This window comes from Bacillus sp. ABP14 (assembly GCF_001831375.1).
Taxonomy (GTDB): Bacteria; Bacillota; Bacilli; order Bacillales; family Bacillaceae_G; genus Bacillus_A; species Bacillus_A paranthracis.
Window position 1 is genome coordinate 1,853,163 of sequence record NZ_CP017016.1, and the last position, 26,555, is coordinate 1,879,717.

Below are 26,555 nucleotides of genomic sequence, written 5' to 3' on the forward strand. Positions count from 1 at the left end.
GACTGTCCAAATTACGGACAGTCTTATTTTTGTTTATGAATAACAATTTCTCTAACAAAGTGCAGAGGAATCACATATGAAAATTTAGGGAGGTTTTTATCATGTATTATTTTTATTCGCCACAAATGTTTACTCCATATCAATGGGGACTAGAACGAAATGTTTCGTATGCTTATATGCCATATAACTCATTTTATTATGGAGACTATATAAACTTATTGCCATACGCATATACCCCTCAAAATTATGAAGTACAAATGAAAGCAGATGAGCGTGGATCGTGGACGCCATTTTCTTGGGTTGAAAAATATGCGTACGCATTTTCAGGACCGTACAATAAAGCGGAAGTTGCTCTTACATTTGATGATGGACCGGATTTAGAATTCACGCCAAAAATATTAGATAAGTTAAAACAACATAATGTAAAAGCGACTTTTTTCCTGCTTGGTGAAAATGCTGAAAAGTTTCCAAATGTAGTAAAGCGTATTGCGAATGAAGGGCATGTAATTGGTAATCATACGTATAGCCATCCTAATTTAGCGAAAGTAAATGAGGATGAGTACCGTAATCAAATTATAAAAACGGAAGAAATATTAAAACGTCTAGCCGGCTATGCTCCTAAATTTATACGCCCGCCGTATGGTGAAATACTTGAAAATCAATTGCATTGGGCAACTGAGCAAAATTTTATGATTGTACAGTGGAGTGTGGATACAGTTGATTGGAAAGGTGTAAGTGCTGATACGATTACAAATAATGTGTTAGGGAACTCATTTCCTGGTAGTATCATACTTCAACATTCAACTCCAGGTGGACATTTGCAAGGATCTGTAGAGGCGCTAGACAAAATGATTCCGCAGTTAAAAACGAAAGGAGCACGTTTTGTAACACTTCCAAGCATGTTTCAGACATCGAAAGAAAGAAAGTGAATGTGTTATGAATTGGAAAAAATAGGGTCGTATCGTATAATAAGAGTGTAAGTTAGGGGGGATATAATTGAGCTATGCATTAGTAAACATAGGAATGAGCATATTGATTGGTGTTATATTTATACTTGCTGCACTTATTCTTCGGAAAAATCCACCAACAGATATTAACGCTGCATATGGTTACCGTACGAAACGATCTATGAAAAATAAGGGACTATGGGATGCGGGGAACAGGTATAGCGCAGAAGTGATGAAACAAAATGGATTCATTATGATGTTGATAGGAAGTTTTATTAGTATACTGTTTAAATATCCCCATACAACGTTAGCGATAATGATCTTTATGCTAGTACTAATTATTCGCTTATTCATACGAGTAGAGAAAAAGTTGAAGACACTTGAGCAATAATGAAAAATAGGACTCCCGACCGATATTAGTAGGGAGTCCTATTCTATTTACAAATCATTATTTTTTAGTAATTCTTTTCCTTGCTCTATAACAAATTCATAGTATGCAATATCATATGGATAAATATCTTCAAATGTTATTGTTATCGGCTTATTGTTTAAAACAGAAATAGCTGTAAAAGATGAAATCTCTCTTTTTAATAGTTGTAGAAAAGAAGTTGCATGTACTTTCATCACATCATCTACTTCTTCACCTGGTGCGAATGGAAGTGGATCGATGACATTGTGAAAATACATATGGCAAAACTCGCGATCCGTAAGATTTGAAATTTCATAATCTATTGTAAAGATTCCTTTGTATGCTAAATCGGTCGTTTGAAAGGAAAGGCCTAATTCTTCTTCAATTTCACGAAGACCGCCAATTTGTACATCTTCATCATGCATTATATGTCCAGCTGAAGTAATATCCCATATACATGGGGCTTCTTTTTTATTTTTAGAGCGTAATTGGAAATATAAGAACATATCTTCATCATCTTTTTCTACAAACCAACAATGAAATGTTTCGTGCCAATCACCGTCACGGTGCACTTCATCACGTAATTTCTTCCCAAGTGTATTTCTTTCAGAATCAAATATCGTTAACCACTCTGTCATTTTAATTCCCCTTTCTGCAAATTTTATTATACAATAATTGTATTGAATTTTGGGAAAATAAAGAAAAAAGGGGTCGTTATTAGTGGGAATAGAGAGTAAGAAAATAAAATCGATTATTTCAACAGAGGAAGAATTACGGGGAATATTGGGGCAACCAAGTGAACGAGCTTTAAAAAAAGTTATTTCATCATTAGACCACCATTGCGTAGACTTTCTGTCTAAATCTCCTTTTCTAGTATTATCTACAGCAAATAAATTAGGAGAGTGTGATGCTTCACCGAGAGGAGATGCACCTGGATTTGTTTACGTATTCAATCATAATAAAATTATCATTCCAGAAAGGCCAGGCAATCGTCGTATAGACTCCATTTTGAATATTATTTCCAATCCACGTGTAGGATTAATCTTTTTTATCCCAGGACTTGGAGAGACTCTCCGAATAAACGGCCGAGCGTATATTACAAACGACGAAGCCATTTTGCAAGAAATGCAGGCAAATGGGCGCAATCCGTTACTTGGTGGAATTGTCGTTGAAATAGAAGAGTGTTATATTCATTGTGCAAAAGCTTTTATCCGATCTAAGATGTGGGATCCAGAATCATGGTTGAATAAAAAAGAGTTACCTTCAGCAGCAAAAATGTTGCTGGAGCATGCGAAAGTGAATGCTTCAGAAGAAGATGTTGCACGTTCTTTAGAAGAAAGTTATACAAAAAGATTGTATTAATAAAATTATATTAATATATTTTTATCGAGTATCTATGTGTTTTAAAATGGGATATTTATATATAAACTCTTAATTTATAAGTAGAGAAAATTATAAATAGGTAAATCGATCTGTAAATGAATAACGCTATTGTAAAATATAATAAAAGGAGTTTTTGAAAATAGTTAGTAAAAATAGGCTTGCTTTTTAAAAAGTTGATAACTATAATAAGTTAACAAATAGACATGAACGAAAAAGTAACGATAAGGACACGGAATCATTTTTACGGTTTACAGAGAGGGAAGCCAAGGGTGTGAGCTTCCTAACACGAGAAATGATTTTACCACCTTTGAACTTCAATAGTGAACGAGTAATCTAGTAATTATTGACGGAATCAGCCGTTATCTGAACTTGAGCAATCTAGAGAGAAATACGTCTAGGTTGGAACAAGGGTGGAACCACGAAAACACATTCGTCCCTTTCCTAGGGATGAGTGTGTTTTTTTATAGTTTTAGAGATTGAAAATTGAAAATAATTAAAAAATAGTATTGATTTTGTTTTTTATGCGAGTATAATGAGTTAACAAATAAACATGAACGAAAAGTAACGATAAGGACATGAAATCATTTTTACGGTTTACAGAGAGGGAAGTCAAGGGTGTGAGCTTCCTAACACGAGAAATGATTTTACCACCTTTGAACTTCAATAGTGAACGAGTAATCTAGTAATTATTGACGGAATCAGCCGTTATCTGAACTTGAGCAATCTAGAGAGAAATACGTCTAGGTTGGAACAAGGGTGGAACCACGAAAACACATTCGTCCCTTTCCTAGGGATGAGTGTGTTTTTTTATTACTTTGAAAGGAGGTGCTGTAACATGAAACGATTTGTACGTACGGAAATAACCACCACCTGCATGATTGAAAAGCAGAGTAAGGTGATTGATAAAGATAAAAAATAAAATTGTAGGAGGAGATTAGAAGATGAATAATGTTGTTAATGTAGGGGTGTTAGGATTAGGTACGGTCGGAAGTGGTGTTGTCCATATTTTGAAAGAACATTATAAAAAAATTGTACTTGATACAGGGTATGAAGTGAAAGTGAAGACAGTCGCTGTACGTGATTTAGAAAAAGAACGTGATGTTTGTATTGATGGAATCGTAGTAACAAGTCATGTTGATGAAGTTCTAAATGATTCAAATATTGATATTGTAGTAGAGGTAATGGGCGGAATTGAAGAAGCGAAGCAGCATATTGTTAAGGCTTTACGAAATAAGAAACATGTCGTAACAGCAAATAAAGATTTAATGGCTGTATACGGTGCAGAACTTCTCCAACTGGCGAACGATAATGATTGTGATTTATGTTATGAGGCAAGTGTAGCGGGCGGTATTCCGGTGTTAAGAGGGTTAACAGACGGATTAGCATCAGATCAAATTGAAAAAATAATGGGGATTGTAAATGGTACAACAAATTACATGTTAACAAAGATGAGTCAAAATGGATGGTCGTATGAAGAGGCTTTACAGGAAGCACAAAAATTAGGTTTCGCAGAATCAGATCCGACAGCGGATGTAGATGGGCTAGATGCGGCGAGAAAGGTAGCGATTCTTGCAAACTTAGGTTTTTCGATGAATGTTTCTTTAGATGATGTGCAAGTAAGAGGGATTCGAAAGGTCGAAAAAGAAGATTTACAAATGGCTGAAAAGTTAGGGTTTACAATGAAATTAATTGGTAAAGCAGAGAAACAAGGATCAGCCATTCATTTAAGTGTAGAACCGACTCTTTTACCTAGTCATCATCCATTATCGAATGTAAATAATGAATTTAATGCAGTATATGTTCACGGTCAAGCAGTAGGGGAAGTAATGTTTTACGGACCTGGAGCTGGGAAGTTACCGACTGGTTCTGCTGTAGTAAGTGATATTATTTCAATCGTTAAAAATATGAATCAAGTTCAGAAAAATAAAAGTGCGTTAAAAGAACCAGAGCCGTACGAATTACAGGGAGATGAAGAAGTCGTTTCGAAATATTTCTTGCGTATTTCATTACGAGACGAACCAGGGATGTTGCAAAAAATAACAGAATGTTTTGTTAATTATTCCGTAAGTTTAAAAGAAGTGATTCAGTTACCTTTAAATCGTGAACTTGCAGAAGTCGTTGTTGTAACACACCAAACTTCAAAGTATCAATTTGAACGAGTTTTAGGAGCGATAGAAGATGTCGCAAGTGAAATAAACAGTTATTACATTATTGAGGAGGAAAAACAATATGTATAAAGGATTATTAAAACAGTATGCTTCTTATTTACCAGTGAATGAAAATACACCTGATGTGAGCTTAATGGAAGGGAATACACCGCTTATCCCGTTATTAAATATATCAAAACAATTAGGAATTCAGTTATACGGTAAGTATGAAGGAGCGAATCCGACAGGTTCTTTTAAAGATCGTGGTATGGTAATGGCAGTTGCGAAGGCGAAAGAAGAAGGTTCAGAGGCCATTATTTGTGCGTCAACAGGTAATACATCAGCATCGGCCGCAGCATACGCGGCACGTCTTGGAATGAAATGTATTATCGTAATCCCAGAAGGGAAAATTGCACATGGAAAATTAGCGCAAGCAGTTGCCTATGGTGCTGAAATTATTTCAATAGAAGGAAATTTTGATGATGCACTAAAGGCTGTAAGAAATATTGCTGCAGAAGAGCCAATCACATTAGTTAACTCGGTAAATCCTTATCGAATTGAAGGGCAAAAAACAGCAGCATTTGAAATTTGTGACCAGTTGCAAAGTGCACCAGATGTGTTAGCGATTCCCGTTGGGAATGCCGGGAATATTACAGCATACTGGAAAGGTTTCTGTGAATATGAGAAAGAAAAAGGCTATAAGAAGCCAAGAATTCATGGATTTGAAGCGGAAGGAGCAGCTGCTATTGTAAAAGGACACGTCATTGAAGAACCTGAAACAATTGCAACTGCGATTCGCATCGGTAACCCAGCAAGTTGGTCATATGCAGTAGAGGCTGCTGAGCAGTCTCACGGTGAAATAGATATGGTATCAGATGAAGAAATTTTACATGCATATAGATTATTAGCAAAATCGGAAGGGGTTTTCGCTGAGCCGGGATCAAATGCTTCATTAGCTGGCGTAATGAAACATGTTCAATCTGGAAAAATCAAAAAAGGAGAAACAGTTGTTGCAGTTTTAACTGGAAACGGCTTGAAAGATCCTGATATCGCAATTTCTTCTAATACATTAGACATTGCAAGTGTTTCAAATAATATAGAACAAATTAAAGAGCATATTAAAGGGGTGATTATGTCGTGATACCATTAAGTATTCGTGTTCCTGCTAGTACAGCGAATGTTGGACCTGGATTCGATTCAGTAGGAATAGCTTTGTCATTGTATTTACATGTAGTAGTAAAAGAGAAATCTAATAAATGGCAAGTGATCCATTCCTTTGATGAGTCGATTCCGACAGACGATAAAAATTTAATCGTTAGCACGGCATGTAAAGTTAGTCCTTCTTTATCACCTCATATAATAGAAGTTACTAGTAATATCCCACTAACAAGAGGTCTAGGAAGTAGTGCATCAGCAATTGTAGCTGGGATAGAGCTTGCGAATCAACTAGGCAAATTGAACTTAACGACTGATCAAAAAGTTCAAATTGCTACAAATTTTGAAGGTCATCCTGATAATGTTGCTGCTTCTATATTAGGAGGAACTGTAATCGGAGCACTTGATGGAAAGAATGTTTCGGTTGTAAGAATTGAAAGTAAGGAATTAGGCGTAATATCTCTTATTCCAAATGAAGAGCTAAATACAGATGAAAGTCGCTCTGTATTACCAGAGGTATTTCCGTTTCATGAAGCTGTTAAGGCTAGTGCAATAAGTAATGTATTAGTAGCTGCTTTATGTCAAAAGAAATGGGAAGTTGTAGGGGAAATGATGGAGAGAGATCATTTTCACGAGCCGTATCGTTTAGAGCTTGTACCGTTATTACCATCTATTCGTAAATGTGCAAAAGAATTCGGTGCATACGGTACAGCGCTTAGCGGTGCAGGGCCATCTATTTTTATATTAACGCCGTATGAGAAACGTCAAGAAATTGCTGAGCAATTAGCGAGAGTATTTACGTCTATGAAAGTGTGTGAGCTAGAAATTGATCATAGAGGGATTACTGTAAATAAGGAAGAACATATTGGATTATAAAAAAAAGCTAGCATCGCTAGCTTTCTTTATATTGTAAATATGTTTGCGTATAAAAGAAAAATATTAATGTACAATTTAGTAAATAGTGTATTAATTTGGAGGTGATCATATGAAGAAAGAGTCACCGGAAGAAAAAAGGGAACGTATAAGGCAAAGTGAATTGAAAAACAATCCTACCGGTTCTTTACAGGATGGACTCAACAGAGCTGAAACGGGAAGTCCAGTTGATATGACGGGTGGTATGAATTGGAAAGGTACAGCGCTAGTAATTTTATTGCTAGTTTTAGCGTATATTATATACACTTATTTTTTTAGTTAAGAAATGCATGTTAAAGCTTTGAATGATTTGCTTTTATAATTAGTGAGGATGAAAAAACACGGTTATTGTACTATATATATTAAGCAGATTATAGTTGTCCATATATATTTATTTTTAATCCCAAAAATAGAGCTAGCATTATGCTGGTTCTATTTTTTTGCCACATTCCTGTAACAAAGCCTCTGTATATTCAGTGGTGGAGGTGCAGAAGATGAAAAAAATGATAGCAATATGTCTTCTTACAACGATGTCATTTTCGACTTTAGTCGGATGTGATGTAAAAGGTAGCAATACTGTTCAAGAGTATAAAATAAAGAAAGCGACGTATAAAGAGTTTACTTATGATGTAAATCCAGAGACTTTCACGTTAATTGTAGAACATGATGGCGTAAAGGAACTGGTATCACAGCCTTTACCGAAAATGAAGGTGTCGAATGTAAAAAAAGATAAGGATCGTACATCTTGGGAATATCCAGATCAAAAAGTAAAAGTGAATGTAGAGAAGAAAAAAGATCACTTAAATATTGAAGTGGAATCGACTGGTGCAGAAAGCTTTACTTGGCCGAAAGTACAAGCTGAAAATTATATACTTCCGTTATGGGAAGGGAAGCAAATTTCGAGTAATGATGAAAATTGGAAGAAGTTTTTAAAGGATGATGCATATTCATTTGCTGAATCATTTTCTATGAAGTTTTTCGCGTTAAATGGTTCGAAATATTCAATTGTATATATCGCGAACAATATGTTTAATAATGAGGTGAAATTTCATTCGGATCCGAAAATCGGGTTTGATTTTATACATGAATTTCCGCGTATAAATAAAAATAAAACATATGGATTTCAAGTATATGTGACAAATAATGATGCAGTAAGTATTGCTAAACTGTATAAAGACAATATCGCTCGAAAAGGTGAATTTAAAACATTAAAAGAAAAGGCTAGAAAAAATAAAGAGATAGAAAAGCTTTACGGTGCAGCTCATTTTTATTTTTGGAATCAAAATGGCTTATCAGAAAGTAATGTAAATTGGCCAAAGCTAAGAGAGAAAATAAATAGCCCTTTGTTTAGCCATATAAAAGAGCTTATTCAAAAATATAGTTCAGAGCCTGGGGAATTGAATGTATTAGATCAAGTAAGTAAACAAGATTTCATTGATAAGTATCAAAAAAATGTTATTTTACGTTATATAAACGAAGTGTTATCAATGAAAGAATTTTATAAAGGTGATATTTTTCAAAACGTTAATCAGGAAGCTAGTGTGCTATTAAAGAAAGGTGTAGGTCACTTAACGAATACAGAATTGTATAGCTTAAATAAGCATTTATTAAAGTCGCTACTTGGTGATGCGGTTGAAGAGGTAAGTAAATGGGGTAATGCAGATGGAACGGACATACTAAAGGAAATGAAAGAGGCAGGAATAGAAAAAGCGTGGATTGGTCTGCCAAACTGGGAACAAGGATTTATGCAACCTAATTTCGTGACAGAAGCTAAGGAAATGGGGTATTTAGTTGGTCCGTATGACTCATATCATTCCATTCACGAAAAAAGTGATAAAAATTGGAACACAGCATCCTTTAATGACCCATCATTATACGAAGAGGCTACTGTAACGAAGAAAAATGGAGAAAAGGTGCAAGGGTTTTTAGGTAGAGGGCGAAAATTAAATCCAACTTTATCTCTGCCTAGTGTAAAAGAACGCATGAATGATATATTACAAAATGGTCCTAAATATAATTCATGGTTTATTGATTGTGATGCGACAGGTGAAATTTACGATGACTATTCAGCGAAACATATAACGACACAAGAGCAAGATTTAAAAGCACGTTTAAAACGAATGGACTACATTGCGCAAGAAAAGGGTATGGTCGTTGGTTCTGAAGGCGGAAATGATTTTGCTAGTAGTACGATTGCATTTGCTCATGGTATTGAAACGCCTGTAATTAAATGGGACGATGAAGATATGAGGAAAAACAAAACAAGTCCGTATTATGTAGGCGGATATTGGTCACCGAATCAAAATGTTCCAGAAAAATATGCAAAACAAGTACCGTTAAAAGAAGAGTATAAACAAGTGTATTTAAATCCTGTATATTCAGTACCGTTATATAAATTAGTATACAATGATTCTATAATTACAACGCATCACTGGGAATGGGGAAGCTTGAAAGTAAAAGATGAGGTCGGAAACCGTATGCTATACGAATTATTGTATAACGTTCCTCCGTTGTACCATTTAGATGAAGTAGAGTGGAATAAGCATAAACAAGAAATTACGCAGCACCTGAAAGTTTGGAATGAAGTTCATGAAAAGGCAGTAAAAGAAGAAATGACGAACTTTGCATATTTGTCAGAAGATAAGTTAGTACAATCAGCTTCGTATGGAAAAAACATTGAAATTATTGTGAATTTCTCAAATGAAGAGATAGAAACACAAAAGACGAAAATAAAAGCAAAATCAGCTTTCATTATTAATAATGGAAAGCAAACTATGTATACACCAAACTAATAAAATTATAATATATGAATTTAAAAACAATTTTATATAAATAGTGACTTGCCAAAAATAAGCACGAGAGTATAATGTGAAATGGAGTACATATTGGATTTGCGCAGTAACCTTACAAAATTGTAAGGTAATTGAAAGGAAATTCAATATGAAGGTTAATAGACTTGCATTATAATTGGGAAAGAGAAAGAGAGGCGAATGGATATGAGCTCTGAATTAGAACAGAATACGAGAAGCAGTAAAAAACGTTCTAAAAGAAAGTCAATAAAATGGTTCATTTTAATTCCGTTTTTCCTACTTATTTTTGGTGGAGTAGGATATGGATCGTTAATATATAATAAAGCAAAAGCAGTAGTAAGTGATGCATATGCACAAATTGATAAATCATCGAAGCGTGATAAAGAAGTTGAACCTTTAAAGGATAACATTTCAATTCTAATCATGGGTGTTGATGGTAGTGAAATGAGAAAAAGTCAATACGGAGAAGCTGTTCGAACAGATGCACTTTTATTAGCAACAATTAATAAAGATGATAAATCAGTTAAATTAGTAAGTATTCCGCGTGATTCACGTGTATATATTCCATCTAGAAAGAAATTAGATAAAATTACACATGCACACGTATTTGGTGGTGTTGAAAGTACACGCGATACAGTGGAAAGATTTTTAAATGTTCCTGTTGATTATTATGTGAAGTTTAACTTTGAATCATTCGTACAAATTGTCGATTCACTTGGTGGTATTGATATTGATGTACCAGTTACTTTCACTGAACAAGATAGTAAAGACCAAGCAGGTATGATTCATTTAGAGAAAGGCTACCAACATTTAAATGGAGAACAGGCACTTGCGCTTGCAAGAACGCGTAAAATTGACAGTGATGCAATGCGTGGTCAAAGACAACAACTTGTAATTGAAGCAATTGCTAAAAAAGCGATGTCTGTTCAATCTATTAGCAAAATGGGCTCTTTACTTGATGCGGTTGATAAAAATATGAAAACGAACTTAACTTTCGATGATATGCTTGCTATTACGAAAAATATGGCAGGATCTAATTTGGAAATGGAAAAAATGCAAGTGGAAGGTACGGATAAACGTATCGGAGGCATTTATTATTACATTCCAAATGAAAAAAATGTGAAAGATATTTCGAAAAAATTAAATGAACATTTAGGTGTAACACCAAAGCCAGTTCGAAATGAATAATAAAAAAAGATTGGTCTTTGCCAATCTTTTTTTATCGAGATGGATTTGTAACTTTTCTGTAACGATTTTTTATACTTAAATCATTACAATTTATATAAACAAAAGGTGCAATTATACGATATACTAGAGGAGAAGATTTGGCAATTAACTCCTAATGCTGAAGAGAAGCAAATGCAATTCATCAAAACTATAGAACGAATCGATTTGATAGGAGATCGAAATAGACTAAAGTAAATTTTCTTGAATATTGTTCAAAATGCCATTAAATATTCACATAAAAATGGTAAAGTATATATTGAAGCGACTAAAAATAAAGGACAAGCAGTGATAAAGGTGAAAGACGAAGGGATTGGAATTGCTAAAGAGCATTTACCGTATATAGAACAGTCATTTTACCAGATTAATAATTATGCTACAGGTGCGGATCTTGGTTTAGCCATCGTTAAAAAAATGGTGGAGCTTCATGGAGGTACAATAAATATTATAAGTAAAGAAGGAATAGGAACGACCATTTTGATAAAACTCCCATTATAATACATATAAAATCTGTTTATATAGTGTAATAAAATAAATAGATGTATAATTATATTGGGTGATTTATATATAAGATTAATAGGGAGAGGAATTCGATAGAATGGAAAAAGTTTTTAAAATTAAACGAGTAGTATTCGTTTTAATAGCGATTGCAGCAGTAGCTATTGGGTATTTCATGTTTCAATCCATTACTTCACCAGCAAAGGCTGTTGCAAAACAAGAAAATGTAGTACAACTCGCAAGTGAACAACCGAAAGTAGAAATGAATAAAACGGCACCAAGTCGTTTTAATGGTAAGGAAAGAAAAGTTGCTTATCTTACATTTGATGATGGCCCGGGGAAATATACGGCTGAATTATTAAATACGTTAAAACAACATGATGCGAAGGCGACATTCTTTTTAATTGGAGCGAATGTAAAAGAGTTTCCAGATTTAGTGAAACGAGAAAATGCAGAAGGTCATTATGTAGGAATGCATAGTATGACGCATAATTTTGCTAAGTTATATAAAAATGGCGAGTATGTAAATGAGATGAAAGAAGATCAAAGCTTAATCGCCAATATTATTGGGAAATCACCTAAATTAACACGTCCACCATACGGTTCAATGCCTGGATTAAATGAAAGTCTTCGAAATAAAGTGGTAGAGGGCGGCTTTAAAGTGTGGGATTGGACAATTGATTCATTAGATTGGAAATATAATAAAATGCAAGTTGATGCAGCTGCAGCACAAATTGCTCAAAATGTATTAACAAATGCAACAAAACCACAAGAAGTCATTTTAATGCATGATATTCATCCGCAATCAGTTGCTGCTGTGCCAGCAATTTTAAAAGGGTTAAAAGAAAAGGGTTATGAGTTTGAAGCTTATCATGAAGAGAGTCACTTCCCAGTGAATTTCTGGCATGATAACCGTATGTAATGGAGGAATGAACGTTGAAGTATGGAAAAGTAGCAGTAGTTGGAGCACTATCAGTAGGACTATTAACAGGTTGTTTCGGTGAAAAACCAGAAGAAAACCTATATACAGCTTTTGAAACAGCGGCGACACAAGAGAAATCATTAGTTGATGAAGCGAAAAAATTAGAGAAGTTAGAGAAGGAAGGCCAAGAACTATATTCTCAAATTTTACAAGAAGGTAAAGATCATAATGACGCTGTTATGAAGAAAATAGAGCAGGCTACTGCCAATGTAGATAATCGTGAAAAAACTTTGAAAAATGAGAAAGAAATGCTAGAAAAAGCTCAGAAAGAAACGAAATCTGTTCAAGGAAATATAGAGAAGCTTGAAGATAAAAAGTTACAAAAACAAGCGAAAGCAGTAGAAGAGTCGTATAAAAATCGTTATGATGCATTCCAAAAGATGAATGAAAATTATACGAAGGCGTTAGCGACCGAAAAAGAATTGTATGAAAAATTAAAAGTAAAAGAAACGAAATTAAAAGAGATTGGTGAAAAAGTTAAGGCTGTTAATGAATTAACTATGGAAGCACAAAAATCAAAAGAGCAATTTAACAATTTTACAAAAGAGTATAATGACAGTAAATTAGCATTCTACAAAGATGCAGAGATTAAGATTAAAGATAAGAAATAAAGAAGAGTTTTAAGAGTAATAAAAAGCCGGAGAAACATCGTCACAAATGTTTTTTCGGTTTTTTACGTTAAATGAATAGAAAAGACTGGAATTGATATCATAAAAGAGTTATAGTGAATTATTCCAAGGGAAACATTGTAAAGTAAGGAGACTGGAAATATGTCATATGAATTTTTACTCAAATTAGGTTTAGCACTCTTTTTAGGATTATTCATCGGGATAGATAGGCAGCTAAAGAATAAACCACTTGGTGTGAAAACAAGTATGGTTATTTCTGTAGCAAGTTGTTTAATTACGATGGTTTCAATTGAATCTGTACATGTATATTCTGTTCCAGGGCATACAAATATGGATCCCATGCGTTTAGCTGCTCAAATTGTGAGTGGAATTGGTTTTCTTGGAGCAGGTGTTATTTTAAGAAGAAGTAATGACGTTATTTCTGGATTAACGACCGCCTCTATGGTGTGGGCTGCTTCAGCTTTAGGTATTGCGATTGGAGCAGGATTTTATTTACAAGCGACGGTCGCTATGATTTTAATTATTTTAGCAATTAATGTACTTCCGCAACTTGTGAAAATTGCAGGACCATATTCATTAAGACAAAAGGACTTGTCTATTAAAATTACTGTAAAAGAGCATCATGAGTTAGATGGTATATTTAAGCAGATTAAAAATTTAGGAATGCATGTAAAACGCGTGAAGATTAAAGATATAGATAGTGGAGCATTTCAGCAATTAGAGATGGTTATTTTAGCTCCAGAAGATTTATATACAACTGAGCTATATAGTTCACTAAAAGAGATAGATCGTGTTGTTTCAGTTGAAGTGGAAAGTAGATAATTGTAAGAAAAAAGAGTGAAGTGAATTGAATTCACTCTTTTTTTGTTTGGATTTTTAAGGAAGTAAATTGATATAATGATGAGTAAGCAAGGGGGGAGAAATGATGGAAATACATATTAGAAGAGCGATAAGAGATGATATACCATGTATAGCAAAGGTCCACGCTGATAGTTGGAAAACGACATATAAAGGCATATTCCCTAACGAGATTTTAGAAAATATAACATATGAGCAACGGGAAAAACAATGGGAAAATATTTTTCAAAAAGAATGTAATCATCAATTTAGATTTGTAGCAGAGACGTTAAATGGAGAAATAGTTGGATTCATCGATGGAGGAGCAGAAAGAACTGGTACATATAATTGTGATGGAGAATTATATGCGATTTACCTTTTACAAGAGTATCAAGGCATGAAAATAGGACAAAAGTTATTTCAAGCTTTACTATCTGAATGTACAAACAATAATATGCAATCACTTATAGTATGGGTTGTTACGAATAACCCTTCTAAAACGTTTTATGAAAAGTTTAATCCAGAAAAAATTGATACAAAATTTTTAGAAAGATTACAGGTGGAAGAGACAGCGTATTATTGGAAAGATATTAATAATATTATTATGTAAAGTGTATGTTTGAAAAAGGTATACCAATTAAAGTATACCTTTTTTGTTTCACTCGAATGGTTTGGACATAATGCGAAAGATATATGAAAAGAAGAAATGAAAGTTTTAACAAATAGAAATTTAGAAGTAGTAACTTCTTAATATAAAATGATGTAAGAGTCTCTCATTGTAGAGACTCTTTTTTTATAAAAAATAATAACCAAAAATTACCATGTATTTAAATTAAAATTTAACACAATTTATATATAAATAAGGAGGTGATTGGTAATGGCTAGAAATCGTAATTCTAATCAATTAGCATCACATGGAGCACAAGCGGCTTTAGATCAAATGAAATATGAAATTGCACAAGAGTTTGGTGTACAACTTGGCGCTGATACTTCTTCACGTGCAAACGGTTCTGTAGGCGGTGAAATTACAAAACGCCTTGTAGCGATGGCAGAACAACAACTTGGTGGCGGATATACTCGCTAATTGTAGAAGGTTATAGGAGAAAGGAAGGATTCTTCCTTTCTTTTTTTTTTCAATTAATTGGTATGGATATATTGCGAACAGGATTCAAAGAATAGGAATAGTACTATATTTTCCCCAATTTCTTTTGTTGTGAATGGGAAGTAGTAAAGATGTAATAGCCCTGGTGGAATGAAAAATCACGTTCCAGCAGGGCTATTATATGGTAAGAAATATATGATGAAAGGTTCCGAAGTCAACATGTTAAAAAAAGAAAACTGTTGTTTAATTGCGCTTGCATCAGTTCCACTTGTTATGACGTTAGGGAATTCAATGCTTATTCCAATCCTGCCGACTATTGAAAAGAAATTACATATTTCATCATTTCAAGTATCCATGATTATTACAATATACTCTATTGTAGCTATTTTACTTATACCGATTGCTGGTTATTTATCAGATAGATGGGGACGAAAGATGGTAATGGTTCCGAGTTTGCTGATTGCGGCTATAGGAGGAGCGATAACTGGTTGGGTATCTTGGAAAGTTGATAATCCCTACACTTGGATATTAATCGGTAGAGCGATTCAAGGTATTGGTGCTGCTGGTGCGATGCCAGTTGTTATACCGTGTGTTGGTGATTTATACAAAGATGAAAAACAAGTTAGCACAGGTTTAGGAATCATCGAAACATCCAATACGTTTGGGAAAGTGTTGAGCCCTATTTTAGGGTCTGCTCTGGCTGCCATTGTATGGTTCTTGCCGTTTTGGGCGATTCCAGTTTTATGCGTAGTATCAATTGTTTTATTACTTGTTCTAGTAAAGGCAAAGAAACAAGAAGGAGAAGTACCGCCACTTAAAGAGTTTATCAAATCTATTCTCGCTACGTTTCGAGAAAAGGGAAGATGGTTGATTGCCATTTTTGCATTAGGTGCAATTATTATGCTTATTTTATTCGGAATTCTCTTTTATCTGTCGACTATACTGGAATCAAAGTATGACATTCATGGTATATGGAAAGGGTGTGTACTTGCGATTCCGTTACTTGTACTGTCACTTAGTTCATATATGGCTGGCAAAAAAATTGGAGATAATCAAAATGTGATGAAGAAGTGTATTTATATTGGTTTTTTAATGGCTGCTGCATCAGTTATCATTCCTTTATTTATAAAAGGGATTTATTTACTAATTCTTTGTCTCGTTATTATGGGGATAGGAATTGGTATGGCACTCCCATGTTTAGATGCTCTTATTACACAAGGGATTGAAAAGGAGCAAAGGGGGACGGTTACGTCATTTTATAGTTCTATGCGATTTATCGGTGTAGCAGCTGGACCACCTCTATACTCTTTTTTCATGAAAGGTGCTGACCATGAAGTGTTTTATGTAACAAGTATATGCGCTGTTATCGGTGCTGTTATAGCGATCATTTGGATTAAACCAGCAAAAGATGCAAAGAACGTAAAACAGAAACCGGAACCTACTTCATAATTTGAAAGAGAATTGCATGATGTTTTCAGTAACATGCAATTCTCTTTCGTTCATTAAGAATAAATAACTTGTTTTAACATATAAAGCGCGACACCCCATATGATGAGACCAGAAAATTTATTTAATAACACGATTGTCTTTCCGGTTGAGTCCATTCTTTTTAGAAATTTCCCCGCGAAAGCTAAGCTTATAAACCAAATCCACGAAACGATAATAGTTGCAAGTGTGAAAGCCCATTTTTCACTTCCTATGTATTGAATAGAATTTGTTCCGATTACACCGATTGTATCTAAAATTGCATGTGGATTTAATAACGAAACCGATGCAGCAAAAAGGATTTGCTTTTTTAATGGCATGCTGTTTTCTTGTTTTATATCGTTGGAAGGGTTACTTCTCCAAATAACAAAGCCCATATATAGGAGAAAGAAAAATCCAATTATATATAACGAGTTAGTTAGCCAAGAAAAAGTAAGGAGTACAAGGGAGACACCTTGCACCGCAATCAATATGAGTAACGTATCACATATTGAGGCAGTTAATACGACAGGGGCTGTCCTCCAAATGTTTGGTTGGCTCGCACCTTGATTAAAGACGAAAACATTTTGGACGCCTAATGGAATAATAAGACCAAATGCAAGAATGATACCATGAATAATTGCCTCACTCATCATATTACCTCCTATTTAAATTTATTATGATAGTGTATATTGTATAGAAGAAATGAAAATTTGTATCCATAAGAGGAGAAAGTAATGAAACAATATGTAATTTGCCAAATTATCAATGGAGAAAAATATTTAGCTGCTTATGCGGAGACGAAGCAGGAAGCAATTGAAAAAGCAGAATTGTTAGGATTACGAACGGGAAATCGATACACCGTTATTACTGCAGAGGAAGCAGTAGGGTTAACGTACCCTTAAACAACGTATAATAATGATACAGAAAGTAAATAAGCCTAGTAATATATTATTACTAGGCTTATTTTTTTGAAAGCGTTACGTGTTCTCGTATGAAAAGTAATAATATTATGAGTCAAGTTGACGGAAATAACGATTTGATTTTCGATCCTGATTTCCGTTTCTATAGTCATCAATATATTGTCTGAAGTTCCACGATTGTAAAAACTTATTTGCAGCATTGTAACCAGAATTGTATAGCCACTCTTTTTCTTCCTTTGTTAAATCGAAGTTTGTACTTGTAATGGCTCCTGTTGGAATTGTAATTGTTCTTGCTTTTGATTCCTTGTCTAAATGACGTAAATCATGGGCTTGCATCATTGTTTTAAAAAGTCCTTTGAACATAGAGATAGGCTCGTTGTAGTGGGCGGGGTCAGCTTGAATCTCATCTTTTACGAAATGAAACCCAAAAGTCGGCCAGCGGGGAGAGGTAGGAGAGTCGAAAATCCAAATTGGATAATTGCTTAAAATTCCTCCATCAACCATATAACAAGGTTGCTTCCATTTAGAGGTTCTCCATTTTACGGGCTCAAAGAAGAAGGGGATTGTACTACTCATTCTTACAGCTTTAGCAATAGAAAAGCGATAATTTAAAAATCCGTAGTTTGGTAAGTCATCGGGGAAGATAACCATTTTACCATTACTTATATCAGAAGCAATAATTTTAAGCTTATTTAAATCAGGTAAATCTGTAAATAAGTGAACTCCTTTTTTTCGCAGTAATTCTTCAATCCATTCTTCTATAAAAATATTAGAGTAAATACCAAGACTAGTCCATGCGCTTAATCCTTTGCCGATAAATGGAATTCTGTCAATAAAGGTTTTCTTCGTAAATTTATTATAATCAATGTCAGTTATAATCGTTTTTAACTCTGAGCAAGAATATCCTGCTGCTAGGAGCGCGGCGATAATGGAACCAGCTGATGTTCCAGCTACACGCTCCCATTCATAGCCTTTTTCAGCTAACGCGCAAATTGCCCCTACATGCGCAATTCCGCGTACACCGCCTCCTTCAAAAACACCATCAATCTTCATCCATCATACTTCCTTTCGCATAAAGTATTTGAAAATGGCAAAAAAGCACGTATTGTACGTGCTTTTTTACAATAGTTTTTAAATTTACTAGCAGCCTACAAAGCCGCCCCAACAGCTAGCTCCAATGATGATTAGAAGGATAAATAAAACGATTAATAAAGCGAAACCTCCATAACCACATCCACCGCAACTACCGCCGTAGCCGTAACCGCCGCAACTATATCCGTAACCCATGTGGAATTCCTCCTTATATTAAAGATAAAAATGAACGAGGGGAAAATGTACTGGAAGAAATAATGAACTATCGTGTTTGTAGGAACAATGTATACTATGCTTTTTTTAACTTGTTCGCGTATGTAGGAAGAGCCCGTTTTTTTGGAGGCTTGTTGTTTTTATAAAGAATGGAGTATAATTTTTGTGCGATGATACAAATAAGTATGTAAATATAAGGAGAATGTATGAATAAACAAATTGAAGTATTAATTGATAAATATGGGCTCACACATTTAAAAGAGGAACTTATGAATACTGTATTTCCTTGTATAAAAGTTGTGCCAAAGCAGGCGGAAACAGTAGCGATAGGTAGTTCGAAAATGGGAGGGATTCCTGACTTACCAGCTACATTTGAATACCCAACGCATAAAGGAAATCCGTTACAGTTTATCGCTCAATTTAATTTAAATGATTTACAAAATGTTGGTATAGATCACGATTTTCCTGAGAAAGGGATGTTATATTTCTTTAGCGTTGAAAATTACTTTGAAGAAGATGTGAATCCAACCGAAGCGGGACGTGTGCTTTATTATGATGTTCCTGTTGAGCAATTACGAAGAGCGGATGAATTGCAAACGAATTATAATCAGTGTGCAACTACTTTTGAATTGACATATAAATTGCCAGAGCTCTTCATTGAAGATGAGGCTGATTCAGATCGATTCTTACAATTGCTTGAAGAGTTAATTCCAGATAACTACGATAACCATCAAATATTTGGTGAGCCATTTTCTGTACAAGATGAGGTATTGTACGAAACTGGACAGTATATGGAAATAGACCCGCAGCAAATGACGCTTTTATTCCAAATTGATTCAGATACTAAAAATTGTAATATGATGTGGGGAGATTTAGGGATGCTTTATTTCTGCATTGGAAATGAAGACTTGAAAAATCGACGTTTTGAAAATGCATGTTGTGTATTACAAACTTGTTAATGAAGAAGGTTGTTCTTATAAAAAGAACAGCCTTTTTACAATGTTAAATATGCATAATCTCATATGACCTATACGAAAAAGTATTGTATACTCTGAAACTATACGATACTTTTTCGTATAGTTATAGAATGTAAGGAGTGACATGATGGGAAAGACAAGTAAGTATGTGACAGCTGCCGCACTTTGTTCAACGATAGTAATGGGAGGCTTACAGGCTTCATCTGTATCTTATGCTGCTACGAATTCAACTGTAGCGACATCACAATCAGATGCAAAGTTGTTAAATGATTTTAGAAAAGAATTAAAAAAACAGGTTGATAATCGAGAAGAAAATATTACAATCACATATAAAACAAAAGATGGAAATGCTAGAAATGTGATGGACCAATTGTACGGCGAGTTTAATAAAGTTGTAGATGCAGATGAGTATGTAAAATATAATGTAGCGTCTACTAGATATTCTATTAAAGGATTACCAGGAAACTATACGTTTACACTGCAAGTTAAGTACCGTGAATCAAAAGAGCAAACACAATATGTAAAATCTCAGGCGAAAGCGATTATCGGCTCGATTGTAAAACCAGGAATGGATGAGCATGAGAAAGTAAAAGCTATTCATGATTACGTTGTAAAACATGTATCGTATGATACGTCTTATGGAGCATATACAGCATATGAAGCGTTAGCGAATCGTTCTGCCGTTTGCCAAGGATATACGTTATTAACATATGAATTACTAAAAGAAGCGGGTATCCAAAACCATATTGTAACAGGTACAGGAAATGGACAAGCTCACGCATGGAATTTAGTGAACATTGAAAACAAATGGTACCACCTTGATACTACATTCGATGATCCAGTGCCAGATAAAGCTGGACGTGTAACATATTCATATTTTAATATGTCTGACGAGCAGTTAAGTAAAGATCACGAATGGGATCGTAGCAAATATCCAGCGGCAACTACAAGTTATTTCAGTGAATTAACAAATAAAATAAAAGCTGGTAGCTCAAAAACTGTCGTATATGAGCAGATGTTAAAAGAAACAAATCTACAATACTTATCTGCAGAATACGGAGCAGAAAATTATAATGAATTTAAGAAAAAGTTACAGCAACAGTTTGCAGCTAAACCAGAAAAAGTAGAAGTGCGATATAAGCAGTCCATGGATGGGACGATGCAAGATATAAAGAAAGTATTAAATGAAATAAATTGGCCAAAAGGTGCAAAGCGTGTGTCTTATCAAGTAGCGCCTTATAGTGCATTGGCGGGTTATTCATTAGCTACAATTACGTTTACGTATTAAGCAATGGGAAAAAGCATCTGTAAAAGATGCTTTTTTTATTTATTGATTACTTTTTAATATTAAGAATTATGTGATAAAATAAAAGGATAAGGATGTGAATGCGGAATGAACTTGTTCGAAAGTAATATATTTACATTGATATATACTTGTTTAGTAATCGGACTTGTCGTTTTATTTTTCCTATCATTTACTTTGTTTATAAGAAGAGTATTGCAAAACAGCGTTGCAAAAAAACAACATGTGATGCATATGAATAAGAAGCTAGATCGAATTATTGAATTGCTTGAGAAAGATAAGAAATAGTGATAGAAGATGTATGAAAAGGGGAAAGAGAATGGCCAATTATATAAAAGAATTACGTGAAAAAGTAGGGCATGATTATGTTTTCTTAAACTTTGCCGGTGGTTTTGTATTTAATAAAGAAGGAGAAGTATTACTGCAAAAAAGAGGAGACTTTAACGCTTGGGGCTTTCCTGGCGGGGCAATGGAAATTGGAGAATCGGCTGCAGAAACTGCAATTCGAGAAATAAAAGAAGAAACCGGGTATGATGTAGAAATAAATGAGCTTATTGGAGTGTATACAAAATATTTTCAATCATATCCAAATGGAGACAAGGCACAGTCAATTGTGATGTGTTTTTCATGCTCAATAGTTGGAGGGAATAAAAAAATAGATGGTGATGAAACGTTGGATTTGAAGTTTTTCCCGTTAGACGACATGCCACCGTTATTTTGTAAACAGCATGAAGATTGCCTGCAAGATTTATTGGAGAAAAGAGTAGGGGTATATCGTTAACATATAAAAAAAGAAGCTAAATGAGATTAGCTTCTTTTTTATGTTTTATTTATTTCCACCAATCATCAAACATTGATGCTGGTACTTGTCTTTTATGCTCACTCACTGTGTAACGTTTTTCAATCTTTTCTGCAACGTCAGCTGGAACTGTTTTACCTTCTAAATAGTCATCAAGTTGATCATACGTAATACCTAACTCTGTTTCATCAGCTTGACCTGGCTTTTCATCTAATAAATCAGCTGTTGGCATTTTTAAGTAAAGTCGCTCGTCCGCACCTAATTCTTGCAATAGAGCGCGTCCTTGGCGTTTCGTTAATCCCGTTAATGGTAATAGGTCTGCACCACCATCTCCGAATTTTGTAAAGAATCCTGTTACAGCTTCTGCAGCGTGATCTGTTCCGATAACAAGGAGCCCTTTTTGTCCACCGATTGCATATTGTGTAACCATGCGGATACGTGCTTTTACGTTACCTTTATTGAAATCTGTTAACGATTCATCTAATAAGTTTGCGTATTGATTTGAGAAAGCATCAACAGTTGAAGCGATATCAAATGCAACAGATTGATCAGCTTGAATAAATTGTAATGCTAATTGCGCATCATCTTCATCTTTTTGCACTTTATAAGGAAGGCGCACGGCGATAAACGTTGCATTACCACCTTCATTACGAATTTCCTCCACTGCAAGCTGAGCTAAACGTCCAGCTAATGTAGAGTCTTGTCCGCCACTAATTCCAAGTACAAATCCTTTCGCACCTGTTTTTTTTACATAATCTTTTAAGAAATCAACACGTTTACGGATTTCTGCTTTCGGATCAATTACAGGTTGAACGTGTAATGCTTTCATAATCTGTTCTTGCAATGTCATTATGTTTTCCTCCTATTCATATTAAAGCGGTAAATAAGTTTATATGTATATTGGTACATACTTCTATCCTTTATTATTTCGCAAAATTAACGAATATACAATAGGATGTGTGTATGAATATGAATGTAGTCATTATAATGAAACTGCATCGTTTAAGCAATCTTTTTGAAACCTTTCAATAATGTAAGGTTTTTGTCATTTGAATCGATGGAAGGGATTTCCGTACTTTACTAATATAAGAACATAGTTAGTAGAAGGGCGGAGAAGTAATATGAATATTAGAGAACTCGCATATCGGAATGTGACGCGAAATAGACGAACATATTCAGCATATTTTTTAAGTAGTGCATTTGCTATTATGGCCTTTTTTGTTTATTCGTTTTTTGCGTTTCATCCGGCATTAAGTGCTGGAGAATTGGGACGATATGTGTTCGTAAGTATGTCTTTTGCACAGTCCATTATTTACTTATTTACATTTTTCTTTATTTTATATTCGATGGGAATGTTTTTAAAAACGAGAAAGCGTGAACTAGGAATTTTAATGATGTTAGGTATGACGAAATATCAATTAAAGCGTCTTATCTTTTTTGAAAATATTATGATTGGAATAGGGGCAATTATTTTTGGGATACTTGCTGGAATGCTATTTTCCGGAATATTAATATTTATAGCTCCAATGATATTAAAGTTAGATATTTCCTTACCCTATTACATTCCAATGAAAGCCATTGTTGTAACGAGTATGATGTTTTTCGTATTATTTATGATCATTTCATTGTTTAGTGCAGGAATGATTCGAAAAAATAAAATTATGAAATTGTTTAGAGGATCGGCAGAAGCGAAGCCGGAACCGAAAGCATCCATTATTTCTTCTATATTAGCAGTTATATTGCTTAGTGCCGGATATGCAGGAGCGCTTATGTCACACGGTGCAATGGTATTTATCATGATGATTCCTGTTACAACGGTAGTCATTATTGGTACGTATTTGCTGTACAAGCAGTTGAGTGTTTTTATTATTAGACTATGTAAAAAAAGTAAACGTTTTTATTGGACACAGACAAATATTATTACATTGTCAGATTTAGCTTACCGTATGAGAGATAACGCAAGAATGTTCTTTATTGTAACGATAATTTCAACTGTAGCATTTTCAGCAATAGGTACATTAGTTGGGTTTACATCAATGACAAAGGCGATTATGGAGAGACCAATTGCGTTTCACTATCATTCTAAGCAAGGAAATAGTAATGAATCACAGCATTTGAAGATGATTGACGAAGGGTTAAAGAAACATAGTATAGCAGCTTCAAAAACTAATATTTCAACGAAGAAAACGGAGGAGCAGTCGTTAAGAAGCACCACGTTTATAAAGGAATCAGACTATAAGGAATATGCGAAGTTAACAGGAGAACCCTTTCATGCGGTATCAAAAAAAGAAGTTTTATTTTTGGCAGTTGATATACCAGGACCACCGATGAAAGAAAGAAAAGAAATTACGTTGCCGCATTTGAATGAACCTTTAAAAGTGAAAAAAATTAATACGTCTTCATTAAGTAAAATAATAAGAGGTAACGTTTATGTAATCTCTAACAAGCAGTATGATGCATTACAAGATGGATTTAAAGAGGAAAAAAATTATGTATACAAAACAGAGGGAACGAAAGATGAAATTGAGGTTGGGAAAGAACTAACGCATCAGATGAAACCTTATGAAGAACATGCAACGTTTAGTGCAGAAGAGTACGCACAAAACCAAAGTTTACAAATTGCAGGACCAATTCTATTTGTAGGTTTCTTTATCGGTATTGTATTTTTCGTATGTGCAGGAAGCTTCCTTTATTTCCGTTTGTTTTCTGACTTGGAGGATGATACTCGTTTGTTTGAAATGATTCGAAAAGTAGGCTTAACAAGTGGAGAATTATCGAAAGTAGTTACAATCAGGTTGGGACTTTTATTCTTCGTTCCAATAGGTGTTGCAACATTACATGGGGCAGTAGCGTTAACTGCACTCGGACAGATGTTTGAGTACTCACTATTTAAAGAAAATGCGATTGTATTAAGTATTTTCATAGTAATTCAAGTTGTATATTTTTTACTGATTCGATTTCGTTATTTAAAACAATTGAAAGAGAGATTACGTATTCGTTAAATGTGTTTTTTTAACTTGAGTACAAAATTTTCTAAAAAGAGGCAGGTATTACCAAAAAGTGATAAAATGGAAAAAGCGAGGTGAAAAAATTAATAAATAGTAAGGGAGGAAGTAATATGAAAGCAACAGGAGTTATTCGAAAAGTAGACGAATTAGGACGAATTGTAATTCCTAAAGAATTACGTGATGTATTGGGAATACAAATTAAATCACCGCTTGAAATTTTCGTAGAAGAAGACAAAGTCATTTTACAAAAATATCAACCTTACAATGCTTGTCAAATAACAGGTGATGTTTCAAATCAAAACATATCATTAGCAAATGGAAACATTACTGTTAGTATAGATGGAGCGAAATATTTAATAAAAGAAATAGAGAAGTTTTTAAACAAGAGTGAGGCTTAGTCTTAATTTATATTATTTTAAAAATTTCATATCATTCTTGAAAGACAATAAAAGGACCAATTTAGTGGTCCTTTTATTTTGGTTATTGGTTGTACCAATCGGATTTTTGATGTCTACAAATTACGAGATAAATAAAAGAGTAGTATAAATTTCGTAAGCCTTATTGAGAAATATTTTTAAGGAAGGAAAACGAAACAACTAAAACGAATGTTACATGTAAGCATTTTCAAAAGTGGTCTGAAATGAAAATAATATATTTTCAGGAGGGATTACGATGAACAGTAGTACAGCGAATAAACAAAAAGGTATACAATTGATTCCTTTTACAGTAGATAAGGTAGTTGAACAAGTAAATGAAATTCCACCAGGTGTACAACTCATTCATGCTCCACAAGTATGGGAGAAGAGTGCAAAAGGTAAAGATATTGTTGTTGCCGTATTAGATACAGGGTGTGATATGAATCATATAGATTTAAAGGATCGTATTATCGGCGGAAGAAATTTCACGAAAGATTACGAAGGAGATCCAAATATTTATCTTGATAATAACGGACATGGTACTCATGTAGCTGGGACAATTGCAGCGACTGAAAATGGAGTTGGTGTTTTAGGAGTGGCACCACTTGCTAAAATGTTAGTGTTAAAGGTTTTAGCAGGAGATGGTTCTGGAAGTTATGAGCAAATTATTGAGGCGATACATTATGCTATAAATTGGAGAGGGCCTAATAAAGAAAGAGTTAGAGTCATTTCCATGTCACTTGGTGGCCCGCAAGATGTTCCAGAATTACATGAAGCAATTCAAAATGCGGTAAAGCAAGATGTTCTCGTCGTATGTGCTGCTGGGAATAATGGAGATTGTAATGATAATACGGAGGAACTAGATTTCCCAGGTGCATACTCAGAAGTAATTGAAGTCGGTGCCGTCAATTTAGAGCGGAAAATCGCATGTTTTAGTAATTCAAATCAAGAAATTGATTTAGTGGCACCAGGCGATGAAATATTATCTACGTATCCTGAAGGGAAATATGCGGTATTAAGTGGAACTTCTATGGCCACACCGCATGTCGCTGGAGCGCTGGCATTGCTCATAAAGCAGTGTGAAAGGGAATATGGTAGAAAGTTATCAGAACCAGAAATATATGCACAACTTATTAAAAGAACTGTACCTTTAGGATATGAACGTACATCTGAAGGGAATGGATTAATAGATTTATTGAAAGAATAACAATTACTAAAAACCATCTCATATTTTTATGAGATGGTTTTTAGTGTGGTTTTGTTGCATGTAACGGAGACTCTAGTATTGAATTCTTTTTCGCGAAATGTATATTAGGCTGGTGGTT

Annotated in this window: 28 protein-coding genes, 1 pseudogene and 2 other annotated features; of the genes and pseudogenes, 24 read left to right on the forward strand and 5 right to left on the reverse strand. The window is 34.3% G+C overall.

What is annotated here, in order from left to right; all coding sequences use genetic code 11:
- Positions 1-101 precede the first annotated feature (101 nt).
- Both BGI23_RS09670 and BGI23_RS09675 read left to right on the forward strand, forming a co-directional pair.
- Positions 102-929 (forward strand): peptidoglycan-N-acetylglucosamine deacetylase, encoded by an 828-nt coding sequence (locus tag BGI23_RS09670; protein WP_070805808.1) that lies wholly within the window; start codon positions 102-104, stop codon positions 927-929.
- A gap of 94 nt (positions 930-1,023) precedes the next feature.
- Entirely contained in the window at positions 1,024-1,338 is a 315-nt protein-coding gene (locus BGI23_RS09675; RefSeq protein WP_070807291.1) for an SdpI family protein, read from the forward strand.
- Between the two features lie 47 nt (positions 1,339-1,385).
- Here the strand turns inward: BGI23_RS09675 and BGI23_RS09680 are convergent, their stop codons facing one another.
- The gene (locus tag BGI23_RS09680; protein WP_070805809.1) at positions 1,386-1,994 is read right to left on the reverse strand and encodes an NUDIX hydrolase; all 609 of its coding nucleotides are present in this window, start codon (positions 1,992-1,994) and stop codon (positions 1,386-1,388) included.
- 82 nt (positions 1,995-2,076) lie between these two features.
- Between BGI23_RS09680 and BGI23_RS09685 the strand changes: the two genes are divergently transcribed.
- The 14 genes and pseudogenes from BGI23_RS09685 to BGI23_RS09750 all read left to right on the forward strand — a co-directional run bounded on the left by BGI23_RS09685 (position 2,077) and on the right by BGI23_RS09750 (position 16,484).
- Complete coding sequence (locus BGI23_RS09685) at positions 2,077-2,718, forward strand: pyridoxamine 5'-phosphate oxidase family protein (RefSeq protein ID WP_070805810.1); 642 nt, start codon at positions 2,077-2,079, stop codon at positions 2,716-2,718.
- A 230-nt stretch (positions 2,719-2,948) separates the two neighbouring features.
- Positions 2,949-3,180: a binding site (T-box leader), on the forward strand.
- A gap of 114 nt (positions 3,181-3,294) precedes the next feature.
- Positions 3,295-3,526: a binding site (T-box leader), on the forward strand.
- Positions 3,527-3,680: 154 nt separating this feature from the next.
- Positions 3,681-4,976, forward strand: coding sequence for a homoserine dehydrogenase (locus tag BGI23_RS09690; protein WP_070805811.1), 1,296 nt, complete (start codon positions 3,681-3,683; stop codon positions 4,974-4,976).
- Positions 4,969-6,027 (forward strand): threonine synthase, encoded by a 1,059-nt coding sequence (gene thrC / locus BGI23_RS09695; protein WP_070805812.1) that lies wholly within the window; start codon positions 4,969-4,971, stop codon positions 6,025-6,027. Before BGI23_RS09690 ends, thrC begins: the two co-directional genes overlap by 8 nt.
- A complete protein-coding gene (gene thrB, locus BGI23_RS09700) occupies positions 6,024-6,917 on the forward strand; it encodes a homoserine kinase (RefSeq protein WP_000612677.1) in 894 nt (297 codons plus the stop codon). The genes thrC and thrB overlap by 4 nt, the downstream gene beginning before the upstream one ends.
- Positions 6,918-7,026: 109 nt before the next feature.
- A complete protein-coding gene (locus BGI23_RS09705; RefSeq protein ID WP_000712285.1) occupies positions 7,027-7,236 on the forward strand; it encodes a DUF6366 family protein in 210 nt (69 codons plus the stop codon).
- A gap of 211 nt (positions 7,237-7,447) precedes the next feature.
- On the forward strand, positions 7,448-9,745 hold the full coding sequence (locus BGI23_RS09710) for a glycoside hydrolase (RefSeq protein WP_070805813.1): 2,298 nt from the start codon (positions 7,448-7,450) through the stop codon (positions 9,743-9,745).
- A gap of 204 nt (positions 9,746-9,949) precedes the next feature.
- Positions 9,950-10,951 carry an LCP family protein gene (locus tag BGI23_RS09715; RefSeq protein ID WP_062821945.1) on the forward strand — a complete coding sequence of 334 codons (1,002 nt, stop codon included), beginning with the start codon at positions 9,950-9,952 and terminating at the stop codon, positions 10,949-10,951.
- Positions 10,952-11,020: 69 nt separating this feature from the next.
- Positions 11,021-11,485: pseudogene (locus tag BGI23_RS09720) on the forward strand (sensor histidine kinase); the annotation flags it as partial.
- 100 nt (positions 11,486-11,585) lie between these two features.
- The gene (locus BGI23_RS09725; protein ID WP_000416558.1) at positions 11,586-12,407 is read left to right on the forward strand and encodes a peptidoglycan-N-acetylglucosamine deacetylase; all 822 of its coding nucleotides are present in this window, start codon (positions 11,586-11,588) and stop codon (positions 12,405-12,407) included.
- 14 nt (positions 12,408-12,421) lie between these two features.
- Positions 12,422-13,078: a YkyA family protein gene (locus BGI23_RS09730; protein ID WP_070805814.1), complete on the forward strand. Its 657-nt coding sequence runs from the start codon at positions 12,422-12,424 to the stop codon at positions 13,076-13,078.
- Between the two features lie 159 nt (positions 13,079-13,237).
- Positions 13,238-13,918, forward strand: a complete 681-nt coding sequence (locus BGI23_RS09735) for an MgtC/SapB family protein (RefSeq protein ID WP_000119508.1) — start codon at positions 13,238-13,240, stop codon at positions 13,916-13,918.
- A 100-nt stretch (positions 13,919-14,018) separates the two neighbouring features.
- Positions 14,019-14,543: a GNAT family N-acetyltransferase gene (locus BGI23_RS09740; protein WP_083322696.1), complete on the forward strand. Its 525-nt coding sequence runs from the start codon at positions 14,019-14,021 to the stop codon at positions 14,541-14,543.
- 267 nt (positions 14,544-14,810) lie between these two features.
- A complete protein-coding gene (locus BGI23_RS09745; RefSeq protein ID WP_000113545.1) occupies positions 14,811-15,017 on the forward strand; it encodes an alpha/beta-type small acid-soluble spore protein in 207 nt (68 codons plus the stop codon).
- A 237-nt stretch (positions 15,018-15,254) separates the two neighbouring features.
- Positions 15,255-16,484 (forward strand): bacillibactin exporter BcbE, encoded by a 1,230-nt coding sequence (locus BGI23_RS09750; protein WP_070807292.1) that lies wholly within the window; start codon positions 15,255-15,257, stop codon positions 16,482-16,484.
- Positions 16,485-16,537: 53 nt separating this feature from the next.
- On the opposite strand, the gene BGI23_RS09755 is transcribed toward BGI23_RS09750, so the two are convergent.
- On the reverse strand, positions 16,538-17,152 hold the full coding sequence (locus BGI23_RS09755; RefSeq protein WP_044790733.1) for a LysE/ArgO family amino acid transporter: 615 nt from the start codon (positions 17,150-17,152) through the stop codon (positions 16,538-16,540).
- An 84-nt stretch (positions 17,153-17,236) separates the two neighbouring features.
- Between BGI23_RS09755 and BGI23_RS09760 the strand changes: the two genes are divergently transcribed.
- On the forward strand, positions 17,237-17,404 hold the full coding sequence (locus tag BGI23_RS09760) for a DUF3933 family protein (protein ID WP_070805816.1): 168 nt from the start codon (positions 17,237-17,239) through the stop codon (positions 17,402-17,404).
- 105 nt (positions 17,405-17,509) lie between these two features.
- On the opposite strand, the gene BGI23_RS09765 is transcribed toward BGI23_RS09760, so the two are convergent.
- Positions 17,510-18,475: a patatin-like phospholipase family protein gene (locus BGI23_RS09765; protein ID WP_070805817.1), complete on the reverse strand. Its 966-nt coding sequence runs from the start codon at positions 18,473-18,475 to the stop codon at positions 17,510-17,512.
- A gap of 87 nt (positions 18,476-18,562) precedes the next feature.
- Complete coding sequence (locus BGI23_RS09770; RefSeq protein WP_000540425.1) at positions 18,563-18,709, reverse strand: YjcZ family sporulation protein; 147 nt, start codon at positions 18,707-18,709, stop codon at positions 18,563-18,565.
- Between the two features lie 224 nt (positions 18,710-18,933).
- Between BGI23_RS09770 and BGI23_RS09775 the strand changes: the two genes are divergently transcribed.
- From BGI23_RS09775 to BGI23_RS09790, 4 genes are all read left to right on the forward strand, one after another.
- On the forward strand, positions 18,934-19,686 hold the full coding sequence (locus tag BGI23_RS09775; RefSeq protein ID WP_070805818.1) for a YwqG family protein: 753 nt from the start codon (positions 18,934-18,936) through the stop codon (positions 19,684-19,686).
- Between the two features lie 145 nt (positions 19,687-19,831).
- Complete coding sequence (locus tag BGI23_RS09780) at positions 19,832-20,992, forward strand: transglutaminase domain-containing protein (protein ID WP_000520870.1); 1,161 nt, start codon at positions 19,832-19,834, stop codon at positions 20,990-20,992.
- Between the two features lie 105 nt (positions 20,993-21,097).
- Entirely contained in the window at positions 21,098-21,295 is a 198-nt protein-coding gene (locus BGI23_RS09785) for a DUF4083 domain-containing protein (protein WP_061658198.1), read from the forward strand.
- A gap of 31 nt (positions 21,296-21,326) precedes the next feature.
- A complete protein-coding gene (locus BGI23_RS09790) occupies positions 21,327-21,788 on the forward strand; it encodes an NUDIX hydrolase (RefSeq protein ID WP_070805819.1) in 462 nt (153 codons plus the stop codon).
- Between the two features lie 49 nt (positions 21,789-21,837).
- On the opposite strand, the gene nadE is transcribed toward BGI23_RS09790, so the two are convergent.
- The gene (nadE, locus tag BGI23_RS09795) at positions 21,838-22,656 is read right to left on the reverse strand and encodes an ammonia-dependent NAD(+) synthetase (protein ID WP_070805820.1); all 819 of its coding nucleotides are present in this window, start codon (positions 22,654-22,656) and stop codon (positions 21,838-21,840) included.
- A 271-nt stretch (positions 22,657-22,927) separates the two neighbouring features.
- Between nadE and BGI23_RS09800 the strand changes: the two genes are divergently transcribed.
- From BGI23_RS09800 to BGI23_RS09810, 3 genes are all read left to right on the forward strand, one after another.
- Positions 22,928-24,808, forward strand: coding sequence for an FtsX-like permease family protein (locus BGI23_RS09800; RefSeq protein WP_070805821.1), 1,881 nt, complete (start codon positions 22,928-22,930; stop codon positions 24,806-24,808).
- A gap of 116 nt (positions 24,809-24,924) precedes the next feature.
- Positions 24,925-25,212 (forward strand): AbrB/MazE/SpoVT family DNA-binding domain-containing protein, encoded by a 288-nt coding sequence (locus tag BGI23_RS09805; protein WP_000648330.1) that lies wholly within the window; start codon positions 24,925-24,927, stop codon positions 25,210-25,212.
- 274 nt (positions 25,213-25,486) lie between these two features.
- Positions 25,487-26,437: a serine protease gene (locus BGI23_RS09810; RefSeq protein ID WP_070805822.1), complete on the forward strand. Its 951-nt coding sequence runs from the start codon at positions 25,487-25,489 to the stop codon at positions 26,435-26,437.
- The last annotated feature ends 118 nt before the right edge of the window (positions 26,438-26,555 follow it).

What these genes read in the sequence shown, in the direction of transcription:
- BGI23_RS09800 (WP_070805821.1), top strand. Translation starts at nt 22,928, where the DNA reads ATGAATATTAGAGAACTCGCATATCGGAATGTGACGCGAAATAGACGA.
- BGI23_RS09690 (WP_070805811.1), top strand. Translation starts at nt 3,681, where the DNA reads ATGAATAATGTTGTTAATGTAGGGGTGTTAGGATTAGGTACGGTCGGA.
- BGI23_RS09755 (WP_044790733.1), bottom strand. Translation starts at nt 17,152, where the DNA reads ATGAGTGAGGCAATTATTCATGGTATCATTCTTGCATTTGGTCTTATT.
- thrC (WP_070805812.1), top strand. Translation starts at nt 4,969, where the DNA reads ATGTATAAAGGATTATTAAAACAGTATGCTTCTTATTTACCAGTGAAT.
- BGI23_RS09780 (WP_000520870.1), top strand. Translation starts at nt 19,832, where the DNA reads ATGGGAAAGACAAGTAAGTATGTGACAGCTGCCGCACTTTGTTCAACG.
- BGI23_RS09725 (WP_000416558.1), top strand. Translation starts at nt 11,586, where the DNA reads ATGGAAAAAGTTTTTAAAATTAAACGAGTAGTATTCGTTTTAATAGCG.
- BGI23_RS09770 (WP_000540425.1), bottom strand. Translation starts at nt 18,709, where the DNA reads ATGGGTTACGGATATAGTTGCGGCGGTTACGGCTACGGCGGTAGTTGC.
- BGI23_RS09810 (WP_070805822.1), top strand. Translation starts at nt 25,487, where the DNA reads ATGAACAGTAGTACAGCGAATAAACAAAAAGGTATACAATTGATTCCT.
- BGI23_RS09760 (WP_070805816.1), top strand. Translation starts at nt 17,237, where the DNA reads ATGAAACAATATGTAATTTGCCAAATTATCAATGGAGAAAAATATTTA.
- BGI23_RS09805 (WP_000648330.1), top strand. Translation starts at nt 24,925, where the DNA reads ATGAAAGCAACAGGAGTTATTCGAAAAGTAGACGAATTAGGACGAATT.
- BGI23_RS09675 (WP_070807291.1), top strand. Translation starts at nt 1,024, where the DNA reads ATGAGCATATTGATTGGTGTTATATTTATACTTGCTGCACTTATTCTT.
- BGI23_RS09715 (WP_062821945.1), top strand. Translation starts at nt 9,950, where the DNA reads ATGAGCTCTGAATTAGAACAGAATACGAGAAGCAGTAAAAAACGTTCT.
- nadE (WP_070805820.1), bottom strand. Translation starts at nt 22,656, where the DNA reads ATGACATTGCAAGAACAGATTATGAAAGCATTACACGTTCAACCTGTA.
- BGI23_RS09765 (WP_070805817.1), bottom strand. Translation starts at nt 18,475, where the DNA reads ATGAAGATTGATGGTGTTTTTGAAGGAGGCGGTGTACGCGGAATTGCG.
- BGI23_RS09745 (WP_000113545.1), top strand. Translation starts at nt 14,811, where the DNA reads ATGGCTAGAAATCGTAATTCTAATCAATTAGCATCACATGGAGCACAA.
- BGI23_RS09740 (WP_083322696.1), top strand. Translation starts at nt 14,019, where the DNA reads ATGATGGAAATACATATTAGAAGAGCGATAAGAGATGATATACCATGT.
- BGI23_RS09735 (WP_000119508.1), top strand. Translation starts at nt 13,238, where the DNA reads ATGTCATATGAATTTTTACTCAAATTAGGTTTAGCACTCTTTTTAGGA.
- BGI23_RS09705 (WP_000712285.1), top strand. Translation starts at nt 7,027, where the DNA reads ATGAAGAAAGAGTCACCGGAAGAAAAAAGGGAACGTATAAGGCAAAGT.
- BGI23_RS09775 (WP_070805818.1), top strand. Translation starts at nt 18,934, where the DNA reads ATGAATAAACAAATTGAAGTATTAATTGATAAATATGGGCTCACACAT.
- BGI23_RS09680 (WP_070805809.1), bottom strand. Translation starts at nt 1,994, where the DNA reads ATGACAGAGTGGTTAACGATATTTGATTCTGAAAGAAATACACTTGGG.
- BGI23_RS09785 (WP_061658198.1), top strand. Translation starts at nt 21,098, where the DNA reads ATGAACTTGTTCGAAAGTAATATATTTACATTGATATATACTTGTTTA.
- BGI23_RS09790 (WP_070805819.1), top strand. Translation starts at nt 21,327, where the DNA reads ATGGCCAATTATATAAAAGAATTACGTGAAAAAGTAGGGCATGATTAT.
- BGI23_RS09670 (WP_070805808.1), top strand. Translation starts at nt 102, where the DNA reads ATGTATTATTTTTATTCGCCACAAATGTTTACTCCATATCAATGGGGA.
- BGI23_RS09750 (WP_070807292.1), top strand. Translation starts at nt 15,255, where the DNA reads ATGTTAAAAAAAGAAAACTGTTGTTTAATTGCGCTTGCATCAGTTCCA.
- BGI23_RS09710 (WP_070805813.1), top strand. Translation starts at nt 7,448, where the DNA reads ATGAAAAAAATGATAGCAATATGTCTTCTTACAACGATGTCATTTTCG.